18 protein-coding genes are annotated in these 23759 nt (G+C 65.4%); 5 read left to right on the forward strand and 13 right to left on the reverse strand.

What is annotated here, in order from left to right; genetic code table 11:
* Window positions 1-6: 6 nt before the first annotated feature.
* Window positions 7-1389 carry an ethanolamine ammonia-lyase subunit EutB gene (locus tag FBZ93_RS05675; RefSeq protein ID WP_146984968.1) on the reverse strand — a complete coding sequence of 461 codons (1383 nt, stop codon included), beginning with the start codon at window positions 1387-1389 and terminating at the stop codon, window positions 7-9.
* 91 nt (window positions 1390-1480) lie between these two features.
* On the opposite strand from FBZ93_RS05675, the gene FBZ93_RS40510 reads away from it, so the two are divergent.
* The 3 genes from FBZ93_RS40510 to FBZ93_RS05685 all read left to right on the forward strand — a co-directional run bounded on the left by FBZ93_RS40510 (window position 1481) and on the right by FBZ93_RS05685 (window position 5118).
* The gene (locus tag FBZ93_RS40510; protein WP_167528938.1) at window positions 1481-1651 is read left to right on the forward strand and encodes a hypothetical protein; all 171 of its coding nucleotides are present in this window, start codon (window positions 1481-1483) and stop codon (window positions 1649-1651) included.
* An 85-nt stretch (window positions 1652-1736) separates the two neighbouring features.
* A complete protein-coding gene (locus tag FBZ93_RS05680; protein WP_146984969.1) occupies window positions 1737-3443 on the forward strand; it encodes a methyl-accepting chemotaxis protein in 1707 nt (568 codons plus the stop codon).
* A 172-nt stretch (window positions 3444-3615) separates the two neighbouring features.
* Window positions 3616-5118, forward strand: a complete 1503-nt coding sequence (locus FBZ93_RS05685; protein WP_146984970.1) for a sensor domain-containing diguanylate cyclase — start codon at window positions 3616-3618, stop codon at window positions 5116-5118.
* Between the two features lie 23 nt (window positions 5119-5141).
* Here FBZ93_RS05685 and FBZ93_RS05690 read toward each other — a convergent pair whose 3' ends face one another.
* The 11 genes from FBZ93_RS05690 to FBZ93_RS05740 form a co-directional block, all read right to left on the reverse strand.
* Window positions 5142-6020, reverse strand: a complete 879-nt coding sequence (locus tag FBZ93_RS05690; protein WP_146984971.1) for a transglutaminase family protein — start codon at window positions 6018-6020, stop codon at window positions 5142-5144.
* Window positions 6017-8485 carry a circularly permuted type 2 ATP-grasp protein gene (locus FBZ93_RS05695; RefSeq protein WP_433995388.1) on the reverse strand — a complete coding sequence of 823 codons (2469 nt, stop codon included), beginning with the start codon at window positions 8483-8485 and terminating at the stop codon, window positions 6017-6019. The genes FBZ93_RS05690 and FBZ93_RS05695 overlap by 4 nt, the downstream gene beginning before the upstream one ends.
* 116 nt (window positions 8486-8601) lie before the next feature.
* Complete coding sequence (locus tag FBZ93_RS05700) at window positions 8602-11862, reverse strand: DUF2126 domain-containing protein (protein WP_146984973.1); 3261 nt, start codon at window positions 11860-11862, stop codon at window positions 8602-8604.
* Between the two features lie 185 nt (window positions 11863-12047).
* Window positions 12048-12572, reverse strand: coding sequence for a GDSL-type esterase/lipase family protein (locus FBZ93_RS05705; protein WP_246667376.1), 525 nt, complete (start codon window positions 12570-12572; stop codon window positions 12048-12050).
* A 203-nt stretch (window positions 12573-12775) separates the two neighbouring features.
* Window positions 12776-14299 (reverse strand): UxaA family hydrolase, encoded by a 1524-nt coding sequence (locus tag FBZ93_RS05710; RefSeq protein WP_146984974.1) that lies wholly within the window; start codon window positions 14297-14299, stop codon window positions 12776-12778.
* A gap of 185 nt (window positions 14300-14484) precedes the next feature.
* The gene (locus FBZ93_RS05715; RefSeq protein ID WP_029082154.1) at window positions 14485-15261 is read right to left on the reverse strand and encodes an HpcH/HpaI aldolase family protein; all 777 of its coding nucleotides are present in this window, start codon (window positions 15259-15261) and stop codon (window positions 14485-14487) included.
* A gap of 37 nt (window positions 15262-15298) precedes the next feature.
* Complete coding sequence (locus tag FBZ93_RS05720; protein ID WP_146984975.1) at window positions 15299-16384, reverse strand: malate/lactate/ureidoglycolate dehydrogenase; 1086 nt, start codon at window positions 16382-16384, stop codon at window positions 15299-15301.
* A gap of 36 nt (window positions 16385-16420) precedes the next feature.
* Entirely contained in the window at window positions 16421-17149 is a 729-nt protein-coding gene (locus tag FBZ93_RS05725) for an ABC transporter ATP-binding protein (protein WP_146984976.1), read from the reverse strand.
* Window positions 17149-18921 (reverse strand): branched-chain amino acid ABC transporter ATP-binding protein/permease, encoded by a 1773-nt coding sequence (locus FBZ93_RS05730; protein ID WP_146984977.1) that lies wholly within the window; start codon window positions 18919-18921, stop codon window positions 17149-17151. Before FBZ93_RS05730 ends, FBZ93_RS05725 begins: the two co-directional genes overlap by 1 nt.
* On the reverse strand, window positions 18918-19790 hold the full coding sequence (locus FBZ93_RS05735; RefSeq protein WP_050406735.1) for a branched-chain amino acid ABC transporter permease: 873 nt from the start codon (window positions 19788-19790) through the stop codon (window positions 18918-18920). Before FBZ93_RS05735 ends, FBZ93_RS05730 begins: the two co-directional genes overlap by 4 nt.
* A 72-nt stretch (window positions 19791-19862) precedes the next feature.
* Window positions 19863-21008: an ABC transporter substrate-binding protein gene (locus FBZ93_RS05740; protein WP_146984978.1), complete on the reverse strand. Its 1146-nt coding sequence runs from the start codon at window positions 21006-21008 to the stop codon at window positions 19863-19865.
* A 246-nt stretch (window positions 21009-21254) separates the two neighbouring features.
* Between FBZ93_RS05740 and FBZ93_RS05745 the strand changes: the two genes are divergently transcribed.
* Window positions 21255-22292 carry a GntR family transcriptional regulator gene (locus FBZ93_RS05745; RefSeq protein ID WP_246667377.1) on the forward strand — a complete coding sequence of 346 codons (1038 nt, stop codon included), beginning with the start codon at window positions 21255-21257 and terminating at the stop codon, window positions 22290-22292.
* A 2-nt stretch (window positions 22293-22294) separates the two neighbouring features.
* On the opposite strand, the gene hpaR is transcribed toward FBZ93_RS05745, so the two are convergent.
* The gene (hpaR, locus tag FBZ93_RS05750; protein WP_146984979.1) at window positions 22295-22825 is read right to left on the reverse strand and encodes a homoprotocatechuate degradation operon regulator HpaR; all 531 of its coding nucleotides are present in this window, start codon (window positions 22823-22825) and stop codon (window positions 22295-22297) included.
* 110 nt (window positions 22826-22935) lie between these two features.
* Here hpaR and hpaH point away from each other — a divergent pair, with 110 nt between their 5' ends.
* Window positions 22936-23742: a 2-oxo-hept-4-ene-1,7-dioate hydratase gene (gene hpaH, locus FBZ93_RS05755; RefSeq protein ID WP_146984980.1), complete on the forward strand. Its 807-nt coding sequence runs from the start codon at window positions 22936-22938 to the stop codon at window positions 23740-23742.
* Window positions 23743-23759: the final 17 nt, after the last annotated feature.

The raw sequence follows: 23759 nt of genomic DNA on the forward strand, positions 1-23759 counted from the left end.
ATCCCGTCAGGTCAGGAGCCTGGCAGCGAGGTCGGGCAGACGTCCCGCATCGGCAACGAGGCGGAAGTCCTGCCCGGCGAGGCCTGCGCGCAACAGCCAGTCGTCGAATTCCGGCGCCCGCTTCAGGCCGAACAGGTCGCGGACGTAGAGCGCATCGTGAAACGATGTCGATTGATAGTTCAGCATCACGTCGTCGGCGCCCGGCACGCCCATGATGAAGTTCACGCCGGCGGCGGCAAGCAGCGTCAGGAGATTGTCCATGTCATCCTGATCGGCCTCGGCGTGGTTGGTGTAGCAGACGTCGATCCCGAGCGGCAGGCCGAGCAGTTTGCCGCAGAAATGATCCTCGAGCCCGGCGCGGATGATTTCCTTGCCGTCATAGAGGTATTCGGGACCGATGAAGCCGACCACGCTGTTGACGAGCAGCGGATCGAACGCGCGCGCCACCGCATAGGCCCGCGCCTCACAGGTCTGCTGGTCGACCTGGTGATGGGCGTTGGCCGACAGTGCCGAGCCCTGCCCGGTCTCGAAATACATCACATTGTCACCGACGGTGCCGCGCCGCAGCGACAGCCCGGCTTCGCGCGCCTCCCGCAACAGCGAGAGGTCGACGCCGAAACTGCGATTGGCCGCCTCGGTGCCGGCAATCGACTGGAACACGAGATCGACCGGCACCCCCTGCCCGATCAGTCCGAGCGTGGTCGTGACATGGGTGAGCACACAGCCCTGCGTCGGAATCGCGAGCCGCGTGATGACATCGTCCAGCAGCCGCAGCAGGGTGCCGATGACGTTCGGATCGTCGCTCGCCGGATTGATGCCGATGCAGGCATCGCCTGATCCGAGCAGCAGCCCGTCGAGGATCGAGGCGATGATGCCCTTGGCATCGTCGAAGGGATGGTTCGGCTGCAGCCGCGTGCCCATGCGCCCGCGCAAGCCGATGGTGTTGCGGAAGCGGGTGATCACCTCGCACTTCTTCGCGACCAGGATCAGATCCTGGTTGCGCATCAGCTTCGACACCGCGGCCACCATCTCCGGTGTGATGCCGCGCGAGATATTCCTGATCGCATCCGTGGTGGCGGCATCCGACAGCAGCCAGTCGCGGAAGCCGCCGACGGTGAGCGACGACACCGGCAGGAAGCCGGCGACGTCGTGGCTGTCGAGGATCAGGCGGGTGACCTCGTCGTCCTCGTAGGGGATGACAGGCTCATCGAGGAATTGCTTGAGCGGAACGTTGGCGAGCGCAAGCCGCGCGGCGATCATCTCCGCGGCACTGTCGGCCGCGATGCCGGCCAGCCGGTCGCCCGAGCGCGTCGGCGAGGCCTTGGCAAGCAGGATGCGCAGATCGTCGAATGCGTAATTGGTGGCGTCGATGGTGTGACGATAGAGCATGGGGAGGTCGCGTGGGGCTGGGGCAGCGTAACCTAGCACCTCTTTGCGAAAGTCGTGCCATCAGCTTGGCGCTGCGCGCCCGGGGATGTTGATGAGTGATGATGATGGCGGCGCTTCATTCAACACGGCGGCCGACAGTTGGAACCCGGCGGACTCAGGGGCCCTCATAAGACATTGGGATTATTTGGGGATTTTGACGGTTGCAGCCGCGCAAGGCGCGCGCGTTAAGAAATTATCCATGAAGATTTTGCATAAGCTTTAATCCGGCCGAAGGTGCTCCCCGGCCTCTTGGAGTGCCCTCAATGCCCGCCCCCACCACATCCCCCATCTCCATGTCCCGGCCTCCAATGGCGTCCCGATTCTCGCTTGCTGCCAGGCTGTACTCGACGTTTGCGCTGATTGCGGCGCTGACCGCGGCCATCACCGTCCTGTCCGACTACAGCGCTAGGCGTAACGCCGAGCTGACCGCGGCCGTCGACCTCGCCAGCCGTGCCGCACTCAACGTCGAGCGGGTCAACTCGCTGGTCTATGCCGTGGTGATGGAATCCCGCGGCATCTACATGTCGACCGACCCGGCTGCAGTGAAGAAATACGGCGACGGGCTGCTGGCGTTCAACGAGCGCATCCGCGGCGTGGTCAAGAACTGGGAAACCCTGGTGCAGACCGACGACGCCACTGAATTCGCCGTGTTCAAGAAGCGCATCGAGCAGTTCATCGAGTTCCGCAAGGAGCTGGTTCGGCGCGGCATCGAGATCGGCGCGGCAGCCGGCCGTGAGTGGGGCGACAACGACGCCAACCGCGACGTGCGCACCGCGCTGAACAAGGACCTCGAAGCGCTTTCCAAGGTTTACGCCGAGCGCAGCAAGAAGCTGGCCCAACAGACCGACACCAACCGTGAGCTGGCGCTGTTGCTGACCGGGCTCGGCGCCGCCGCCCTGATCGTGGTGGTGCTCGGCGTCTTGATCATTGCGCGCTCGGTGGCGCGGCCGCTGTCGCAGATCACCACGACCATCAAGCACGTCGCCGAAGGCGCCGACCATGTCGACGTGCCGCATGTCGATCGCGGCGACGAGATCGGCGCACTGGCGCGCGCCATCAAGGTGTTCCAGGAGGCGATGGATCGCAATCGCAGCCTGAACGCGCAAGTCGTGCGCGACTCCGAGGCGCGCGACGCCCGCGGCCGCCATATCGAGAGCTTCGTCGAGACGTTCCGCGGCACGATCGGTGACGTACTCCGCGCGGTGCACGACAACGCTACGACGATGCGTCAAACCGCGCAGACCATCGCGACCGTCGCGTCGGACGCCAACGGCAGGGCGGTTGCGGCAGCAGGCGCGACCGAACAGGCCTCCAGCAACGTCTCCGCGGTGGCGGGTGCAGCCGAAGAGCTCTCCGCCTCGGTCGAGGAGATCGGCCGCCAGGTCAAGCAGTCCTCCGGCGCCGTCGATCAGGCCGGTGCGCGCACCGACCGGTCGATCACCGAGATCGAGAGCCTTGCCGCCACCACGCAGCGCATCGACGGCGTGTTGAGCCTGATCCAGGCGATCGCCGAGCAGACCAATTTGCTCGCGCTCAACGCCACCATCGAAGCCGCCCGCGCCGGCGATGCCGGCCGCGGCTTCGCGGTCGTTGCGCACGAGGTCAAGGCGCTGGCCGGACAGACCGCGAAAGCAACCGCCGAGATCAGCGAGAATGTCGGCCTGATCCAGGCCTCGACCCGCAACTCGGTGGCCGCCGTGCGCGAGATCGGCCAGGCGGTGCGCGAGATCAGCAACGTCACCGCCAACATCGCCAGCGCGATCGGCCAGCAGGACGCGGCCACGCGCGAAATCTCCGCCAACGCGCAGATGGCCGCCCAGGGCAACGAAACCCTGGTGACGAATGTCGGTTCGCTCCGCGACGACATGGACCAGACCAGCAAGGCGGCGGAATCGGTGCTCGCGGCATCGAACGATCTGACCGCAACCGCCGAGACGCTGTCGCGCGAAGTCGAACAATTCTTCCGCAATCTGCGCAGCAATGCCGCCGAGGACTTGCGGCGGACCGGGACCTGAACGGGGTCAGACGCACCGTCGGGGGCCCGCGACAGGTTCCGGCCAATCCGGAATGGTTAAGATTTCCCCAACCCGCGCGCACAAATTGCCCGCTCTTGAGGTCGCCTTTCTCAATTTGATGCCTCCATAGAAAGTGTCAGAGCGCGGGGGCGCGGGGTAGTGGAAGCGAGCAATGAACGGGCTGTTGTCAAAGCCGAAGGCGGTGCCGACCAAACGGCTCCTTGCGCTCGGGATCGGGCTCGTCTTGTGCTTTTCGGCGATCTGCGCGTCCATTCTCTGGGAGATGGCCGGTAAGGATTATGAGCATGCAAAGGAGGGCGCGACCAACCTCGTCGCCTCCATCGCAAGCGAGATCGACCGCAACATCGAACTCTATGATCTCTCGCTGCAAGCCGTCGCTGACGGCGTCAAGCTGCCGGAGCTCGGCAAGGTCAGCCCGGAGCTTCGCCAGGTCGTGCTGTTCGACCGCGCCGCCACCGCCAAGGATCTCGGCTCGATCCTCGTGCTGAATACGGCGGGAGACGTCACGCTCGATTCCCGGACATTGACGCCCCGCACCGCAAACTACGCCGACCGCGACTTCTTCCAGGTGCATCGGACGCGAGCGAACAGCGGATTGTTCATCAGCGCGCCCTGGGTTACGCCAGACGGCGAATATCTGATCAGCTTGAGCCGCCGCATCAGCAATGACGACGGATCGTTTGCCGGTGTGGTCGCGGGCAGCATGCGGCTCAGCTATTTCCACAATCTGTTTCGCAAGCTGAACTTCGGCTTCGGCGACAGCATGGCGCTGTTCAATACCAACGGCGTCATGCTGATGCGGGCTCCGTTCGACATCGGCAAGATCGGGCAGAGCATCAGGGACTCGCAGGTCTTCAAGCAGTATCCGGCACGGCAATCCGGCTTCTACACGACGAAATCGATCGTCGATCATGTCGGCCGGCTCTATGTTTTCCAGGCGGTCGGACACCATCCCCTGATCATCGCCGAAGGTCTCGCGCTCGATGGCATCTATGCCGACTGGTGGCAGCAGGTCTGGCTGATCGGCAGCGTAGTGGCAGCGCTCTGCGGCTTCTCGATCGTCCTGATGTTCTATTTGCTCGCCGCCCTCAAACGGCGCGCCGCCGCCGAAGGTCGGCTCGCACACCTCGCAAGCACGGATGCGCTGACCGGCCTCGCCAACCGCCGCCGTCTCGACGATACCCTTGAGGCCGAGTGGCGTCGCGGCATGCGCGCCAAGGCGCCGGTGTCGCTGCTGATGATCGACGTCGATCATTTCAAGGCTTTCAACGACACCTACGGCCACCAGGCCGGCGACGCCGTGCTCGCCACCGTGGGACGATGCATTGCAGCCTGCACCAAGCGCGCAACGGATCTCGGGGCGCGCTATGGCGGCGAGGAATTTTCGGTGCTGCTGCCCGGCATCGGCAAGGCGGGCGCGTTGGAGGTTGCTGAACGCATCCGCGAGAAGCTGACGGCCGAGCGCGGGTCCCAGAATGAGTTGCCGACCGTCAGCATCGGATTGGCCTGCCTCGTCCCGGATCACGAGCGCACCTCGCGCGATCTGCTCAAGGCCGCGGACCTGGCGCTGTATCAAGCCAAGCACGAAGGCCGCGACCGGGTCATCGTCAGCCCGATCGGGTGGGACAAATCGGGCAAGCGGCACGCGGCCTGACCCGAGGTCTTGCCTCGCTCCACTCACTCCACCGGCAGCACGTCGACCGCGACGGTGAGCTTCTGCTTGCGCGCGCCGACGATGACGCCGTCGACCGGCGAGACGTCGGCGAAGTCGCGGCCGATCGCGAGAATGATGTGATCGTTGGCGACCATGAGATCGTTGGTCGGGTCGAATCCGACCCAGCCGAGCTCGCTGCCGCACCAGACCGACACCCAGGCGTGGGTTGCGTCCGCGCCCTGCAGCCGCGGCTGGCCCGGCGGCGGAATGGTGCGCAGATAACCGCTGACATAGGCCGCGGGCAGGCCGAGGCCGCGAAGCCCGGCGATCATCACATGAGCAAAATCCTGGCAGACGCCGTGGCGCTTCTCGAACACGTCGCGAAGCGGCGTCGAGATCACGGTCGCCTTGGGATCGTATTTGAAGTCGCTGCGGATGCGGTGCATCAGGTCGGCCGCTCCGGCGAGGATACCGCTGTCAGGCGAGAAGCTCGCGGAAGCGTACGCCGTCACCGGCCGCAGCACCGGCACCAGCGCACTGGCGAAAACGTAGCCGACCGGCGAGGCCGCATCGAGGCTCAATGCCTCGAACGCATTGTCACGCACGCTCTCCCAGGGCGGGCTGACGGCGTCACGCGCCGGCGGCTGTCGCGCCACCGAGACCCGCGAGCGGGAATCGATGCGAAGGCTGCGATGCGCGCTCTCGATCAGGACGCTCTCGGTCAGCGTGCCGAAGAAATCGCGCCGCGCGGTGCACTCCGCCGGCCTCGGGCGAATCTCGACCGAATGGGAGATCAGCTGCTGCCCGTCGCCGCTGATCGGCTCCAGCCGCAGCGCGCAGCGGGCGAAGCTGACCTGGGTCTCATAGCTGTAGGTCGTGACGTGGCGAATGTCGTAGATCACGCCAGCCCCGTGAGCTTCTCCGGCCGGCTGGCATTCGGTCCATGTGGGAAATAATGCAGCCCGACCGCGTCGGCGAGGTTGAGCAGGTCCTGCTCCAGCGCGAACAGCGTCTTGACGTCGAGACTCGACGCTTCGGCCGTCGTCAACATCGCCTCGAGGCCGACCGCGAGCCGCTGCGGCCGCTCGATCAGGCCGTGCTCCTTCAGGCTCGGCAGCGCGGCGATATGCTCGTTCAGCGCTGCGACCTGGAATGCGACCGAGCGCGGATTGTAGGGATCGAGCACCGCGAGATCGCGCACCGGGGTCAGCAGCGGCTGCACCAGATAGCGCGAGCGATAGGTGATCTGGCAATCGACCAGCGTGAGCAGGACGTCGAGGTCCTCGTCGCCGGCTTCGTCATAGGCGAACTGGCGGGCAAAGCGCGTGGTGTTGATGGCGCGCTCGGCGCGGCGGCCCATTTCGAGGAAGCGCCAGCCGGCGGCGCGGTTCATGTTCTCCTGCGCGAGGCCGGCGAAGCTTGCGAGCTCCTGCAAGGTCAGCTCGGCGGCGCTGACCACGCCGTCATCGTCATGAACCTCGATCGCGAGGCGGTCGGCCATCTCGGTGATGACCTGCCAGGCGTCCGGCGACAGCCGCTCGCGGAGCGATGTCGCGGTACGCTGCGCCGACCGCACCAGCGACAGCGCCGAGCCGAACTTCTCCTCGCTCTGCAGCGCTTCGAGCGCGACCTTGGCGGGATTGGCGCGCGCGGTCTGCGAGGCCGCGCCCCAGGTGACGAGCAGGCGCTGGATGCGCTCGGCCGAATGCATCGCCGGCGCGTTGCCGTTCACATTCGCCCGCGCCGGATCGCGCAGCGGCGTGCACAGCGCGCGGATCAGGCGAATGGTGGCCTCGGCGCGCTCGAGATAGCGGCCGAGCCAGAACAGATTGTCGGCGGCGCGGCTCGGTAGCACGCCGGCGATGCGGCGGATGCGCACCGTGTCGACCGCCGGCAGCAAGGTCGAGGTCGCGACCGCCTTGTCGGACACCACCCAGACGTCGGCGGACACCGCGCCATCGCCCATCGACACCGCGCGTGCATCGGCCCGGTCGGCAATCCGGCAGAAGCCGCCGGGCAGCACGGTCCAGCCGCTCGGCGTCGCCGCCGCGAACACCCGCAGCACGAACGGACGCGGCGCGATGCGGCCGTTCTCCCACACCGGCGTGGTCGAGAGGCGGACGAGTTCCTGTCCGACATAATCGATGCCGCGATGGCTGATCGCATCCTTCAGGCGGTCGCGGTCCGCGGCCGAGAGCTCGCCCGGCAGCACCGGGCCGTTGCCGGGAAAATCCGCAACGCCGCGGCCATAGGCGCCTTCGATCGCGAATTCGTCGAGCCGTGACAGCACCTGCTCGCGGGCCGACTTCTGGCCGCACCACCAGGTCGCGATATGCGGCATCATCAGGTCTTCAGAGAGCAGACGCCGGCACAGATTGGGCAGGAAGCCGAGCAGCGCCCTCGCCTCCATCACGCCCGAGCCCGGCATGTTGGCGACCACGACGCCGCCCTTGCGCAGCACTTCGACGAGACCGGGCACGCCGAGATAGGACGACGCATCGAGCTCGAGCGGATCGAGCATGTTGGAATCGACCCGGCGCAGCAGCACGTCGAGCCGCTTCAATCCGGCGACGGTGCGGATGTGGATACGGTCGCCGGAGACCGCGAGATCGTCGCCCTCGACCAAGAGGAAGCCGAGATAGCGCGCCAGCGTGGCATGCTCGAAATAGGTCTCGCTGAACGCGCCCGGCGTGAGCAGGCCGATCCGCGGCTCGTCGCGATCGGCGCTGGCGCGCAGCGAATCGCGGAACGCTTCGAAGAACGGTGCGACGCGCTCGACATTCATCGACTTGTAGAGATTGGAAAAGGCGCGCGACAGTACCAGGCGATTTTCCAGCGCATAGCCCGCGCCCGACGGCGCCTGCGTGCGATCGCCGAGCACCCACCAGCGGCCGTCAGGCCCGCGGCCGATGTCGGCGGCGTAGAGATGCAGGTAGCGGCCGCCCGGTGGCTTGATGCCGCTGACCGCGCGCAGATATTCGCTGCTGCCGGCGATCGCCGCGGCCGGGATGGCACCGTCGGCAACGAGACGGCCCTCGCCGTAGAGATCAGCCAGCACCATTTCCAGGAGCTGCGCGCGCTGCGCGACGCCGGCGGCGAGCTGCCGCCAGTCGGCCGCGTCGATGATCAGCGGCAGATGACTGAGCGGCCAAATCCGGTCCGAGGTATCGCCCGGCGCCCGATATGTGACGCCGGCCTCGTGCAGGTGACGATCCGCGTTGGCGAAGCGACGCTCGATGTCGGCCGGCGACAGCCCGGCAAAGGCATCGAAGAAACGGGCCCAGACCGGCCGCGGCGCGCCGTTCTCGGCGATATATTCGTCGGGAATGCCCGGAAGCCGGACATAGTCGCGGGTCCATTGCGCCATCCGGCGCTGACCGGGACGGGCCCGGCTCTCCTGACTGCTGCCTTGGCTGCTGCCCCGGCCACCCGACACGGTCATTACACTTCCCCTGCACCCCAGTTCGCTGGAGAACGCTCCAATTAGTGCAGGAGCGGCGTCCGCAAGTCGAGGGTCAAGGGAAACTCAATTGTGCGTTCCTCCGGTGGCGTTTCGATCCTGCCGGGGGTGTGGCCGTGTTCCTGGAAGCGCGCCAGCCGCCGCGCCTCGGCCTCGTAGGAATTGACCGGCTTGGTCTCGTAGTTGCGGCCGCCGGGATGGGCGACATGATAGACGCAGCCGCCGAGCGAGCGGCCGTTCCAGGTATCGATCAGGTCAAAGGTCAGCGGCGCGTGCACGGGAATGGTCGGATGCAGGCCGGAGGCCGGCTGCCAGGCCTTGAAACGGACGCCGGCAACCGCTTCACCGGCGCGGCCGGTTTCGGTCATCGGCATCCGCCTGCCATTGCAGGTGACGACATGGCGGCCCTCGACGAAGCCGGTGGCCTTCACCTGCAACCGCTCGACCGAGGAATCGACGTAACGCACGGTGCCGCCCGAGGTGCCCTCCTCGCCCAGCACATGCCAGGGCTCGAGCGCCTGCCGCAGCTCGAGGCCGACGCCACCATGGTGGACCCGGCCGAAGGCGGGGAAACGAAATTCAAGCTGGGCCTGGTACCATTCCGGCTCGACGTCGTAGCCGGACTGCTTGAGCTCGGCGAGCACGCCCAGAAAATCCTCCCAGAGGAAATGCGGCAGCATGAAGCGGTCATGCAGCGCGGTGCCCCAGCGCACGAACTTGCCCTGCTGCGGTTCGCGCCACAGCTTTGCGATCAGCGCACGGATCAAGAGCTGCTGCGCCAGCGACATCCTGGGGTCAGGCGGCATTTCGAGCGCACGGAATTCGACCAGGCCGAGCCGGCCGGTCGGCCCGTCCGGCGAATACAGCTTGTCGATGCAGATCTCGGCGCGATGGGTGTTGCCGGTGATGTCGACCAGGATGTGCCGGAACAGCCGGTCGACCAGCCATAGCGGCGCGTCCATGCCCGGCGGCGGCACGTGCGACAGCGCGATCTCGAGCTCATAGAGCCCGTCATGCCGCGCTTCGTCGATGCGCGGCGCCTGGCTGGTCGGACCGATGAACATGCCGGAGAACAGATAGGACAGCGACGGATGCCGCTGCCAATACAGCACGAGGCTCTTCAACAGATCAGGCCGGCGCAGGAACGGTGAATCCTCCGGCTTGCTGCCGCCGACAACGATGTGGTTGCCGCCGCCGGTGCCGGTGTGGCGGCCGTCGATCAGGAAGCGGTTGGCCCCTAACCGTGTCTTCGCGGAGTCCTCGTAGAGGCCGAGGGTGATGTCGACGGCCTCGCGCCAGCTCTGCGCCGGCTGCACATTGATCTCGATCACGCCGGGGTCCGGCGTCACCTTGATCACCTCGACGCGCGGGTCGAACGGCGGCGAATAGCCTTCGACATGCACCGCGAGCTGCATTTCCTCGGCGGTCGCCTCGATTGCCGTGATCAGTTCGAGATAGTCATCGACCTTTTCGACCGGCGGCATGAAGACGCAGAGCACGCCGTCGCGGACTTCGATCGCCATTGCGGTGCGCACCGGCAGCGGCTCGGGGATGTCCTTCAGCGCCTGCTTCAGCTCCGTGTCGGCAAGTGCCTCGCGCGGCGCCATCGGATCCTGCTCGACGATGTAAGGATAGTCCTCCGGCGGGACATGTTCGAGCGAGCCGATCGGCAGCCGCAGGCCGAGCGGCGAATCGCCGGGTGATGCGAACAGATGGCTGCGACGGATCTTCCAGCGCTCGCTGCGCCAGCGCGCAGGGATTTTATCGGCAAGCGGTGTCCAACGCTGGATCGGCAGCACAAAACCCTTCGGCGTCGTCAATCCCTCGTCGAACACCCGAGCCAGGCGCGCGCGCTCTTCGGCATCCGTCAGCTTGGAGTTATCGGGCGTGACGTTGGCCGGCAGCCCGGCTTCACGCTGCAGCCAGAACGCCGGGTCTTCATAAGCCGGCATGACATAGTCGGCGCCGAGTCCGAGCTTCTTCGCGGTGCCGACGACAAAGCGCTCGGCATCGGCAACCTCGGCCTTGCGCGGATTCTCGATCGACGCGATCAGATCGGCGTTCTTCCAGATCGGCTTGCCATCCTTGCGCCAGTAGAGGCCGAACGCCCAGCGCGGCAGGCTCTCGCCGGGATACCATTTGCCCTGGCCGTAATGCAGCAGGCCACCGGGCGCGAACCGCGTGCGCAGCTTGCGGATCAATTCGTCGGCGAGCGTGCGCTTGGTCGGGCCGACCGCGGCGACATTCCACTCCGGCGATTCCAGATCGTCGACCGAAACGAAGGTCGGCTCGCCGCCCATGGTGAGCCGCACGTCGTCCTTCACCAAGTCGGCATCGACCTGCTCGCCGAGCCGGTCGAGCCGCGCCCAGGATGCATCCGAAAATGGTCTCGTGATCCGCGGCGCCTCGCGGATGCGCTTGACGCTCATCTCGAAGCCGAACTCGACATTGGCCGCGCCTGCCGTCCCGGTCACCGGCGCAGCCGAGCGGTAGTGCGGCGTGGCGCAGACCGGAATGTGTCCCTCGCCGGTGAGCATACCGGATGTGACGTCGAAACCGATCCAGCCCGCGCCGGGCAGATAGACCTCGGCCCAGGCGTGCAAATCGGTGAAATCGCTCTCGACCTCGCGCGGCCCCTCCAGCGGATCGATATCGGGCCGCAGCTGAATGAGGTATCCGGAGACGAAGCGCGCGGCGAGCCCGAGATGCCGCAGCGTCTGGATCAGGAGCCATGCCGAGTCGCGGCACGAGCCGGAGCAAGCGGCGAGCGTCTCCTCCGGCGTCTGGATGCCGGCCTCCATGCGGATCACGTAGCTGATCTTCTTTTGCAACTGCGCGTTCAGTTCGACCAGGAAATTGACGGTGCTGTCGGCCTGGCGCGGGATCTCCTTCAGGTAGGCCGCGAGCAACGGCCCGGGCTCCTCGGTCTCGAGATAGGGCGCGAGCTCGGTCTTGAGATCGCCGGGATATGCGAATGGAAAGCTGTTGGCGTAGGGCTCGACGAAGAAGTCGAACGGATTGACCACCGTCATCTCAGCGGTGAAGTCGACCTCGACCCTGAGCTCGGTCGCCTTCTCCGGAAAGACGTAGCGCGCCAGCCAGTTGCCCTGCGGGTCCTGCTGCCAGTTCACGAAATGATTTGATGGCGTGACCTTGAGCGAATAGCTCAGGATCGGCGTGCGGGTGTGCGGCGCGGGCCGGAGCCGAATGGTCTGGGGCCCGAGATCGATCGGCCGGTCGTATTTGTAGTGCGTGACGTGATGCAGTGCGACGAAGATCGACACGGACCAAGGACTCCAGCAGCTTTTTTGAGCAGAACACTGGTTCCGGTATGGATCAAGCACTAACAACGGGCACGGGTGCCCAAGCGACGAGCGAAGCTCGTAGCCCGGATGGAGCGAAGCGCAATCCGGGATCTTCTCCGCGGCAAGAGTCCCGGATTTCGCTGCGCTCCATCCGGGCTACGGGACTAACGTCCGATCGCGCCTGACACCTGCGACGCAAGCTGCTCGGCGAGCATATGATAGCCCTCAGGGGTCAGATGCACGCCATCGGGCTGATGGGGCAGTCCGTGCAACATGCCGTTGGCAAGCATGATCACGGTGATGCCACGGGCGCTGAGACGGCTTTGAATATCCGCCGTCCGGTCAGGGCTGCCCTTGCGCCGATCGTTGCCGCCGGGCTGCAAGATGACCGCGCGGGTCCCGTTCGGGACGGCCCGGTCCAGCCGTTGCAGCATCCCTTCCGTGGTGTCGCCATTGATGCCGGCGTTGACGATACGGACGTTCAATCCCTTGGCCCGCAAGATCGCCTCGAGCTGCGCGGGATAGGCTTGGTTGCGCGCCACGCCTTTGCCGTAGGTGTTGCTCGCGCCAAGCGCCACGATGGTTGCGGCGTCGGCTGAGGCGACACCGACACCGAGGGTCAAAGCGGCCAGGAATGCGAAGCATCCAACAATGCCGAAACGGAGCGTACGCATGCGTCCTCCATCCAATCCGTAGCCCGGACGGAGCGTAGCGTAATGCGGGAAGCCGTATCCATAGAATTCGTCGTCCCTGCGAAAGCAGGGACCCATACCGCATGATCTATCGATGAAGCTCGGTGGCAGATGCCCTGCACATCACCACGGCCGGTGGTTATGGGTCCCTGCTTTCGCAGGGACGACGGCGGAGTTGAGGCCGGATTGTAGCTTCCAACCTACATCGTAGCTCCCAGCACCCACGGCGCGAACTCGGCGCCGCCGAAATCAAAACTCTCGCTCTTGGTCGGCTGGCCCGAGGCGGTCTTGAGGATGAGGTCGAAGATGCGCTGGCCGCATTCCTGCACGCTCTCCTCGCCGTCGAGGATGGTGCCGCAATTGACGTCCATGTCGTCTTGCATCCGCTTGTACATCGGCGTGTTGGTGGCGAGCTTGATCGATGGCGCCGGCTTGCAGCCGAACACGCTGCCGCGGCCGGTGGTGAAGCAGACGAGATTGGCACCGCCGGCGACCTGCCCGGTCGCGGCGACCGGGTCGTAGCCGGGCGTGTCCATGAACACGAAGCCCTTCTTGGTGACCGGCTCGGCGTAGCGCAGCACGTCGACGAGGTTGGTGCTGCCGGCCTTGGCCATCGCGCCGAGCGACTTCTCGAGGATCGTCGTGAGACCGCCGGCCTTGTTGCCGGGGCTCGGATTGGCATTCATCTCGGCGCCCTCGCGCTGGGTGTATTCCTCCCACCAGCGCATCAGGCCGACCAGCTTCTCGCCGACCTCGCGGCTGACGGCGCGGCGGGTCAGCAGATGCTCGGCGCCGTAGGTCTCCGGCGTCTCGGACAGGATCACCGTGCCGCCGTGACGAACCAAGAGGTCGCTCGCCGCGCCGAGCGCCGGATTGGCGGACACGCCGGAGTAACCGTCCGAGCCGCCGCATTGCAGCGCCACGGTGAGCTCGCTTGCCGGCACCGCCTCGCGCTTCACCTTGTTGGCATCAGCGAGCGCTTCCTTGACGAAGGCAACGCCGGCTTCCACGGTCTTGCGCGTGCCGCCGACCTCCTGGATGTCCATCGCGCGCAGGCGGCCGGCAAGCTTCTGCTCCTGCATCAGGCCGCCGATCTGGTTCACCTCGCAGCCGAGGCCGAGCACGATGACGTTGGAGAAGTTGACGTGTCGCGCATAGCCGCCGAGCGTACGGCGAAGCAGCGCCAAGGGCTCGTCCTGGGTCATGCCGCAGCCGGTCTTGTGAGTCAGCGCGACGACGCCGTCGACATTCGGGAAATCGGCCAGCGGACTGTCGCCGGTGAACGGGTTCTTCTTGAACATGTCGGCGACGATGCCCGCGACATGGGCGCTGCAATTCACCGAGGTGAGGATGCCGATATAATTGCGCGTCGCGACGCGGCCGTCGGCGCGGCGGATGCCCTCGAAGGTCGCCGGCAGATCGAAGTTCGGCACCGGCTTGACGTCGACGCCATAGGCATAGTCCTTGGCGAAATCGCCCATGCCGCAGTTTTGGGTGTGCACGTGCTGGCCGGGTGCAATCGGCTGCGTCGCAAAGCCGATGATCTGGCCGTAGCGCCGGATCGGTTCGCCTTGCGCGATCGGCTTGATCGCGACCTTGTGGCCGGCCGGAATGCGATCGACCGTGGTGACGCCCTCGGTCACCTCCAACCCCGGTGGCAGGCTCGCGCGCGCGATCAGGACGCTGTCGTCGGCATGCAGGCGGATCACTTGAGCCGAAGCCATGGGAGTTCTCCTTGGTGTGTTCTTCACCTCTCCCCGTCGTTCACGGGGAGAGGTCGAATTCTCGCAAGCGAGAATTCGGGTGAGGGGCGAGGCACAGGGCCAACTTCGACAAAGGTGCTCGCCGGATAGAGGCCCCCCACCCCAACCCTCTCCCCGCAAAGAACGGGGTGAGGGAGAGGATCCAGTTACGCCTTGCCGCCGGACTTCTCGCGGGTCGCATTGACCTGCATCTTGGCGTAGGTCTGCATCAGGCCGACCTCGTTCGACAGCGTCACGAGCTTGAAGCCCATGTTGATCGCGCGCACCGCGCCCTCGGCGCCGGAGCAGTGGATGCCGGGGTTGAGACCGCGCTTGCCGCACTCCTTGATGATCTTCTCGTAGATCTTGAGGATCTCCGGCTCGTCGCGATCGAGCTTCGGCACCAGGCCATAGGAGAAGCCGAGATCGGACGGGCCGATATAAACGCCGTCGATGCCTTCGACATCGAGGATGGCTTCCATGTTCTCGACCGCGGTCTTGGTCTCCATCATCGGCAGCAGCACGATCTCGTCGTTGGCGGTCTGCTGATAGGTGCCGGCCGAGCCGTACATGCCGGCGCGGATCGGGCCGTTGGAGCGCACGCCCTTCGGCGGATACTTCGCATAGGAGACGAGGTTCTTGGCTTCCTGCGGCGTGTTGACCATCGGGCAGATCACGCCATAGGCGCCGCCGTCCAGCACCTTGCCGATGATGCCCGGCTCATTCCAGGGCACGCGGACCATCGGCGTCACCGGATGCGCATGCATCGACTGGAAGCATTGCACCATCGAAAGATAATCCTGCACGCCATGCTGCATGTCGACGGTGACGCTGTCGAAGCCGCATTGCGCGATCACTTCGGCCGAAAACCCGGAGGGGATCGCGAGCCACGCGTTCACCACCGCCTTGCCCGATGCCCAGACTTGCTTGACCTTGTTTGCCATTGATCGCGTTTCCTTTTGTGCTTTTGGGGGGCTGACCTCAGCTGGTCGCCCGCTGGATCGAGACTTCGCTGACGCCGACTTCGCGCGCGGTATTCACTATCGCCGCCCAGGTGTCGTCAGGCAAGGGGATGCCGTTCTTGGTGCGATCGGCACGGGTCTTGCGCTCTGGATCGCCCGGAACCAGCACGGAATCCGTGCCCGCGATCGGCTTGGTGGCGCGGATAAAATCGGTGTAGCGGGTGATCTCGCCGTCGAAGAAATTGCTGGTGTCGATCACCTTGGGATCGATGTAGAACGCCATCATGCCGTTGGCGAAGCGACGGTCCGACGATGTCGCACCGGTGCCGGTCAGCGCGCCACCGAGCAGCTCGCAGATGAAGGCAAGGCCCGAGCCCTTGTGATCGCCGAAGGCGCGGATCGCGCCGGTTCCCTTGGTATGGTCGCGCGGCCCGTCGGGCGTGTACGGACCATACAGCACCTGCGGATCCTCGCTCAGCGTTCCGTCGGCATCGACCAGTGCGCCGATCGGCAGCTTCTTGCCGCCACGGCTAGCCACCAGGCACTTGCCCTCGGCAACGACCGAGGTCGCGAAATCGAGCACGATCGGGTCCTGGCCCTGGCGCGGAATGCCGACGCAATACGGCGCGGTGGACAGCCGCTTCTCGACGCCGCCATAAGGCGCGACCAACAGCGAGCCTGCCGCGGTAACGAAATGAATTGAAACAAGGCCTTCGGCGGCGGCCATTTCGGCCCAGTCGCCGACGCGGCCGAGATGGCCGGAGTTGCGCAGCGCAACCGCGGCAAGCCCCGCCTTCTTGCACTTCTCGATACCGAGCTTGACCGCGACCGGCGTGACGGTCTGGCCATAGCCGAACTTGCCGTCGACCACCGCGAGCGACGGCGTGTCGACCACCACCTCGGGGGTCTGGTTCGGCACGATCGAACCCATCTTCTTCCACCTGACATAAACCGGCACGCGGATCACGCCATGGCTGTCGTGGCCGGTGAGGTTCGCCGTCGTCAGATAGGTCGCGATGCGCTTCGCCTCTTCCGGAGAGGACTCCGAATGCGAGAACACCTCGGACACGAAGTTGATGAGATTATCGACCTTGATGGTGACCATGAAAGACTAGCTCGCTAAGTAAAGCACGGGAGGTTGTCAGCCGTGGGTCTTGGCGTGGCCGCCGAGATAGGCCGCCGCGATGGCTTCATTGCCCCACAATTCGTCAGGCTTGCCGCCGAGCACGATCCGCCCGGTTTCCAGAACAAAACCGTGATCGGCAACCGAGAGTCCCATGCGCGCATTTTGCTCGACGAGCAAGACCGTGGTGTCCTTCCTGATCTGCGAAATGATGCGGAACACCGCCTGCACGATCACGGGTGCGAGACCGAGCGACGGCTCGTCGAGCAGCAGCAGCCGCGGCTTGGCCATCAGGCCGCGCGCGACCGCGACCATCTGCAGCTGCCCGCCGGACAGCGTCCAGCCGAGCGCATTGGAGAACGCACGAATATCCGGAAACAGATCGAACATCGCATCGGCCTCGCGCGAAATCTGCGACGCCGACACCTTCCGGTTCGACGCACCGAGCATGATGTTCTCTTTCACGGTGAGGCCCGGGAACACGCGGCGCCCCTCGGGTACATGAGAGATGCCGAGCCGGACGATCGCTTCCGGGCCGAGGCCGGCGATCGATTGACCGTCGAACAGGATGTCGCCGGAGGCGGGTTTGGCGAGGCCTGAGATCGCGCGCAGCGTGGTCGACTTGCCGGCGCCGTTGGCACCGAGCAGCGTGACCACCTGCCCCTGCTCCACGGCGATGGTGACGCCGCGCAGCGCTTCGATCTCGCCGTAGCGGACCACGAGATTGCGGATTTCGAGCAGCGGCATCATTCGCTCCCGAGATAGGCGGAGACGACGTCGGGATGGCGCAGCACCGCCATGGACTCGCCGTCCGCAATGCGGCGTCCGAAGTTCAGCACCGTGATGTGCTGGGCGGCTTCGGAGACCAGCGTCATGTCGTGATCGATGATCAGGATGGTGAGGCCCTGCGCTGCAATGCGCTTTAGCAATTCATGCAGCTCGAGCTTCTCGGTCGAATTGAGGCCGGCGGCCGGCTCGTCGAGCAGCAGCAAGGTCGGGTTCGACGCCAGCGCCCGCGCGATCTCGATCAGGCGCTGATGGCCGTAGGAGAAGCTCGAGATCAATTCGTTGGCGCGGCTGCCGAGGCCGACGAAGGTCAGCGCCTCCATCGCCCGCTCGGTCAGCGCGTCGTCGCCCTTCCCGATCATGGTATTGCCGGGACGCTCGGCGCCGATCTCGACGTTCTCCAGCGCCGTCATCGAGCGGAACAGGCGGATGTTCTGGAAGGTGCGTCCGAGGCCCGCGGCGGTGCGCTGATGCGGCGCCATGTTGGTGATGTCGGTGCCGTCGAGCACGATCTTGCCTGATGTGGCCTTGTAGAGACCGGACAGCACGTTCAGCGTCGTGGTCTTGCCGGAGCCGTTGGGGCCGATCAGAGCGTGCACGCTGCCGCGCTTCACCGCGATGTCGACGCCATCGACCGCCTTGAGGCCGCCGAAATGCTTCGAAAGCCCGGTGACTTCGAGCACGATGTCGCCGCCCGTGGTCGCGGGCCTGAGCTGGAGCGCTCCGGCGACAGGCGGCGCCTTGGTGTGCGCACGCCAGCGCGTGAACGCGTCGGACACGAAGCCCCAGATGCCGTCAGGCATGAAGCGGATAATCAGGATCACCGACAAGCCGTAGATCGCGAGGTAAAGCCCGGGCACGCTCTTGAGGAAGCGCAGCCATTCCGGGATCAGGATCAACAGCCCGGTGCCGATCACCGAGCCGATCGGCGAGGCCACGCCGCCGAGCAGCGACATGGTCAGGAACTGGATCGATTCCGCAAACGAGAACTGGTCCGGGCTGACATAGGCGAAGCCGCCGGCGAACAGGCCGCCCGCGAGGCCGCCGAGCACCGCGCACACCGCAAAGGCGTAGACCTTGGTGCGGAACACGTCGATGCCGTTAACGCCGGCCGCGAGCTCATTGTCGCGCACCGCGCGCATGGCACGACCGAGCTTGGTGTCAGGCAGATGCCAGACGAGATAGCCAACGATCGCAAGCATCGCGACGCAGAACGCCAGATAGCTCTGCGAGGACTGGAACAGCTCGGGCCGGCGAATGTTGGCGACGCCGTCCGGTCCATGGGTGACGCCGACCGCGTTGATCATGACCAGCGTCACGATCTGCTGGAACGAGATCGTCACCATGGCAAGGTAATGCCCGCCGAGCCGCAGCGTCGACATGCCGAGGAATGCGCCGGCAACCAACGTGATCGCGCAGGCGCCAACCAGGCAGAGCCAGAAGTTCAGATGCAGGTCGGCGGTCCCGAGGCCGACGGCATAGGCGCCGAAGCCGAAGAACGCGGCCTGCGCCAGGTTGATCTGGCCGCACAGGCCGAGCACGACCGAGAGCCCGAACACCGCGATCGAGAAGGTCGTGGCCTGCAACAGGATGTTGAGGATGTAGCCGTCGAACTGCATGCCGGCGGCGAGCGCCACCAGCACCGCAGCGCCGATGAAATACGGCAGATGACGGATGATCAGCGGTTTCGAGCGCACGGCCGGCGCCGGAATCATGTTGTCGCTGGCGCTCATGCTTTCTCCGCGACACGTTCGCCGAAGATGCCCTGCGGCCGGAATACCAGGAAGGCGATCAGCACCAGGAAGGCAAAGCCGTCCTTGTACGGCACCGAGATATAGGCGGCGCCGAAGGTTTCGATGACGCCGAGCGCGAGGCCGCCGACGATCGCGCCGGCGACATCGCCGAAGCCGCCGATGATGGTCGCGGCGAACGCCTTCAGCGCGATGGTCGAGCCCATCTGGATCGAGACGAACAGCACGGGCGCCACCAGGATGCCGGCGAGGCCGCCGAGCACGGCCGAATAGATGAAGGTGATCATGATCATGGTCGAGACGGAAATGCCGAGCAGCGAGGCCATCTCCTTGTCCTGCGAGGTCGCCTGCAGCTTCTTGCCGAGCAGCGTCTTCTCGAAGAACCAGAAATTGAACAGCACCAAGAGGATCGTGACGCCGATGATCAACAGATACTGGCTGTCGAGATAGACCGGGCCGAGCTGGATGCCGGGCGTATCGAACCAGCCCTGCAGCACCTGCGGCTGCGGACCGTAGATCGCGAGCACCGAGTTCGACAGCAGGATCGAGGCGCCGATGGTGGCGATGATCACGGGCAGATAGGTGCGGTGACGCAGCGGATAGTAGACGCCGAGATTGAAGATGACGCCGAGCAGCGCCATGCCGGCCAGCGCAATCACGAAGGACAGCCAATAAGGCAGGCCGAGCTCGACGCAGACCACCATCAGATAGGCGGCCACCATCGAGAATTCGCCTTGCGCGAAGTTCACCACATTGGTGGCGCGGAAGATCAGCACGAAACCGAGCGCGACCAGCGCGTAGACCGCGCCGATGCCGATGCCGGTGAACAGCAATTGTAGAACCAGATCCATGACAGCGCTCGATCAGAACAGTGTGCGCAGAAGGCCAGCCTCGCCGCGTCGAACGGCGAGGCCGAGCCGCGATCAATCGTTGAAGTCGATGTGCTTGTCGTAGACGATCTTGCCCTTGTCGTTCTTCACGACATTGTAGCCGTGCAGACCATCGCCGTTCTTGTCGAAATTGTACTCGCCTTCGGCGCCGGCGAATTTCTGCGTCGCCAGAATGGCGTCGCGGATCTTGTTCGGGTCGGTCGAGCCCGCCTTGTTGATCGCCGCCGACAGAATGGTGATCGCATCATACGGCCAGGCGCTCTGGTTGTCGGGCGCGGTCTTGTAGGCATCGCGATAAGCCTTGCCGAACGTCTTCGCCGCGTCGCTCGAATCTTCGGCGAAGTCGGCGACCCCGTAGGTGCCGAACAGCGCGGGACCGGCGAGCTTGGTCGAGGAGACCGCCACCACCGAGGGCGAACCGACCCAGGGGATGTTGACGCCGAGCTGGCGGAGCTGCCGGGCAAAGATGCCGAGATCATTCTCGAAGGTGAAGTAGGTGCCGAGCACGTCGGCGCCCGACTGCTTCACGGCGAGCACGACCGGGGTGAAGTCCTGGCTCTGGTTGGCGTAGCCCTGGTCAAGCACCGGCGGCGCGCCGAGCTTGGTCAGCGCCTCGGAGAGCGCCTTGCCGCCCGCGGTGCCGAAGGCGTCGGTGGAATGCACGATCGCCCACTTCTTCTTGCCGAGCGTGTTGACGCCGAAATCGGCGATCACGCGGCCGGAATAATTGTCGTTCGGGCGGAAGCGGAACAGCCAGGGATTGCCGGAATGGGTCAGATCGGGGTTGGTGCCGCCGATCATCACGGGCTTGCCGACCTTGATCACGTCGGGCGCCATCGCCTGCACCTGGGTCGAGCGGATCGAGCCGAGGAAGGCAACGATGTCGGATTGCGCGGCAAGCTTGGAGAACGCCAGCACGATGCCCGGATTGGTGGTCTGATCGTCCTCGATCACGAGCTCGACCTGCTTGCCGAGCACGCCGCCGGCCTTGTTGACCGCGGCGAGCGCCAGCTTGGCGCCGTTCTGGGCCCACAGCCCCTGCTCGGCCGCCGGCCCGGTCACCGGCACGCACATGCCGATCTTGATGGTCGCCCCTTGCGCCCAGGCGCTGCGCATCAGCGCAGGAGCAGCGAGACCTGCCGCCAAGCCGGCGGAAAACTCACGCCTCGTCAGTTTCATTCAATCCTCCCTGTCATCCGCCGAACTTGATGTCGGCTGCGTTGCGACGAGCTGACGCGTCGATCTGTTGCCCTATCCGCAGCCACCAAGCGGCGCGACGAACAAACGTGAGCGCCGCTGCAGGGCACAAGACGCGCAACAGCGGCCATCAATCTGGCGTTTGCCGTAGCTAAACATGATTGCACATTGCACGCAATAGCCAAAAGTTCGCTGGTAACGGTGCGTAAATGCCTGCTAGGAGCAGCCATGACGCGATCACGTGATAATGTGACCGGCGGGCAGCCATCGATGTCGATTCCAAGAGCGAAATCGCAGACCAGACGGAAACAACCGGCCTATGCGCTGATCAAGAGCGCATTGGCAAAGCACATCCGGGCCGGTGACGTGCCTCCAGGCACGGTGCTCTCCGAATCGGCGATCGCGACGTTGTTCGGCTCCAGCCGCTCCCCGGTGCGGCAGGCCTTCGAACAGCTGGAGCACGTCGGGCTGGTGCGCCGGTTCGACGGCCGCGGCGTTATCGCCGGCAAGCGCAAGGTCGAACCACGGCGCGTCCCGATCACACCGGAAATGTTCGGGCTGACCGACGGGCCCGTCGATGCGGTGCGCAGCGACGCCTGGGACGCGCTTTATTACAAGCTCGAACGCGAGATCATCTACCGGTCGCTGTTCGGACGCGTCCGCGTCAGCGAACTTGCGTTGGCGCGGCATTTCCGGGTCGGACGTACGGTTGCGCGCAATCTGCTGCTCCGCGCGCAGGCGATCGGAATCCTGGAGAAAGGCGCCAAGGCGCATTGGTACGTGGTGCCGCTGGATGAGGATCGCCTGCGCGACATCTTCGAGGTCCGTGCAACGCTCGAACCACTCCTGCTCAAATCCGCGACGGCGAAGATTCCCACCGCACTGCTTGACCGGATGGCGGAGCGGCTGCGCGAGGGGATTCAATTCCGCGACCGCGTCGGCGTCGGCGAGCTCGACGAGATCGAAGGCGACCTCCATATCCGCTGCCTGGGCTACGGCGCCAATCGCGAGATGGTCGAAGCGCTCAAGCGCACCCACTGCGCCTTCGTGATCGGCAAGCATATTCAGGTGGCGCTGACCGCGCCGCAGATCGATTCCTTCATGGACGAGCATCTGGTGATCATCGAAGCCTTGCGCGCGGGCGACGGCGACGCGGCGGCCGAGATCCTGCGCCGCCATATCGAGTGGTCCCACTCGAAGGTTGCGGGCTGGATCGCCGAATTCCGCGCCATCAACGTGATCTCGCGCGTGCCTTATATGGCCTGACGCTACTCGTCAGCCTCCACTTCGGCATCCTCCGCCCCCATCCCGGCCAGACTCGCCTCCAGTGCGCCCAGCATCTCCTGCAGCTCCGCAAGCTTGCGCGCGCCATAGCGCCTCGTGATCGCGGCGTAGATCACCTCCGACGTCGGCGCCACCGCCTCGATCAGCTTCAATCCCTTGGCAGAGATCGAGACCACCGCCCGCCGCGCGTCGTTCTCCGCCGCCTTGCGCTCGATCAACGCTCGCCCCTCGAGATCGCGCAGGATGCGCGACAGGCTCGGTCCAAGCAGAAACGCCACGCGGGCGAGCTCGGTGACCTCGATCTCGTCGACCGCGGTGAGCGCACGCAGGATCCGCCACTGCTGCTCGGTCAGCCCGTGATTGCGCAGCGACGGACGGAATTGCCGCATCACCGCTTCGCGCGCACGGAGCAGCGACATCGGCAACGAGCGCGAGAATTCACGCATCGGAGTGCGCCGCGCCGCCGCGTCGTCGCCCTGTTCCGGCCGGATCTCGTCCAGTTTCTTGCGCGCCATCGCTCAATCCACCGCCAAAAACTTTTGCGTTGCAGCATGCCTTGATTCAGTTTGCGGGAAAGAACTTAACATGTTAATCATCTCCCGACATCCATTTTTGTGTAGCACGCATGGCCCTCTCCAAGGACGATATCCGCGCTGCCGCCGAGCGGCTCGACAATGCGGAAAAGACCCGCAAGCAAATCCGCCAGCTGTCGCTGGAATACCCCCGCATCACCCTCGAAGACGCCTACGCGATTCAGAAGGCCTGGGTCGAGATGAAGGTGGCGCAAGGGCGCGTCGTCAAGGGCCACAAGATCGGCCTGACCTCGAAGGCGATGCAGAGCGCGCTCAATATCGACGAGCCTGACTCCGGCATCCTGCTCGACGACATGTTCTTCGCCGATGGCGGCCTCGTGCCGACCGACCGCTTCATCGCAACCCGCGTCGAAGCCGAGCTCGCCTTCGTGATGAAGCATCGCCTTGCGGGGCCGAACTGCACGCTGTTCGACGTGCTCAACGCCACCGACTTCGTGGTGCCGGCGCTGGAGATCCTGGACACCAGGGTCGAGCGCGTCGATCCCGAGACCAAGGCGACGCGCAAGATCTTCGACACCATCGCCGACAACGCCGCCAATGCCGGCATCGTGCTCGGCGGCCGGCCGATCCGCCCGCTGGATGCTGATTTGCGCTGGATCGGCGCGCTCTGCTTCCGCAACGGCCAGCTCGAGGAAACCGGTCTCGCCGCCGGCGTGTTGAATCATCCGGCGACCGCGGTGGCGTGGCTCGCCAACAAGATCGCCCCGAACGGGCTGGCGCTGGAGGTCGGCCAGGTGGTGCTGGCGGGCTCCTTCATCCGCCCGATCGAGACCCGCAAGGGCGATACCATCCAGGCTGACTACGGACCTTATGGTTCCGTGAGCTGCTACTTCGCCTGACGCACTCAGCAGGAGCG

It is taken from the genome of Bradyrhizobium macuxiense, from assembly GCF_007993935.1.
Taxonomy (GTDB): domain Bacteria; phylum Pseudomonadota; class Alphaproteobacteria; order Rhizobiales; family Xanthobacteraceae; genus Bradyrhizobium; species Bradyrhizobium macuxiense_A.

Excerpts from the sequence above, each read along its gene's own strand:
- FBZ93_RS05675 (WP_146984968.1), bottom strand. The coding sequence starts at position 1,389 with ATGCTCTATCGTCACACCATCGACGCCACCAATTACGCATTCGACGAT.
- FBZ93_RS40510 (WP_167528938.1), top strand. The coding sequence starts at position 1,481 with ATGAGTGATGATGATGGCGGCGCTTCATTCAACACGGCGGCCGACAGT.
- FBZ93_RS05680 (WP_146984969.1), top strand. The coding sequence starts at position 1,737 with ATGGCGTCCCGATTCTCGCTTGCTGCCAGGCTGTACTCGACGTTTGCG.
- FBZ93_RS05685 (WP_146984970.1), top strand. The coding sequence starts at position 3,616 with ATGAACGGGCTGTTGTCAAAGCCGAAGGCGGTGCCGACCAAACGGCTC.
- FBZ93_RS05695 (WP_433995388.1), bottom strand. The coding sequence starts at position 8,485 with ATGGCGCAATGGACCCGCGACTATGTCCGGCTTCCGGGCATTCCCGAC.
- FBZ93_RS05710 (WP_146984974.1), bottom strand. The coding sequence starts at position 14,299 with ATGGCTTCGGCTCAAGTGATCCGCCTGCATGCCGACGACAGCGTCCTG.
- FBZ93_RS05715 (WP_029082154.1), bottom strand. The coding sequence starts at position 15,261 with ATGGCAAACAAGGTCAAGCAAGTCTGGGCATCGGGCAAGGCGGTGGTG.
- FBZ93_RS05720 (WP_146984975.1), bottom strand. The coding sequence starts at position 16,384 with ATGGTCACCATCAAGGTCGATAATCTCATCAACTTCGTGTCCGAGGTG.
- FBZ93_RS05725 (WP_146984976.1), bottom strand. The coding sequence starts at position 17,149 with ATGCCGCTGCTCGAAATCCGCAATCTCGTGGTCCGCTACGGCGAGATC.
- FBZ93_RS05730 (WP_146984977.1), bottom strand. The coding sequence starts at position 18,921 with ATGAGCGCCAGCGACAACATGATTCCGGCGCCGGCCGTGCGCTCGAAA.
- FBZ93_RS05735 (WP_050406735.1), bottom strand. The coding sequence starts at position 19,790 with ATGGATCTGGTTCTACAATTGCTGTTCACCGGCATCGGCATCGGCGCG.
- FBZ93_RS05740 (WP_146984978.1), bottom strand. The coding sequence starts at position 21,008 with ATGAAACTGACGAGGCGTGAGTTTTCCGCCGGCTTGGCGGCAGGTCTC.
- FBZ93_RS05745 (WP_246667377.1), top strand. The coding sequence starts at position 21,255 with ATGACGCGATCACGTGATAATGTGACCGGCGGGCAGCCATCGATGTCG.
- hpaR (WP_146984979.1), bottom strand. The coding sequence starts at position 22,825 with ATGGCGCGCAAGAAACTGGACGAGATCCGGCCGGAACAGGGCGACGAC.
- hpaH (WP_146984980.1), top strand. The coding sequence starts at position 22,936 with ATGGCCCTCTCCAAGGACGATATCCGCGCTGCCGCCGAGCGGCTCGAC.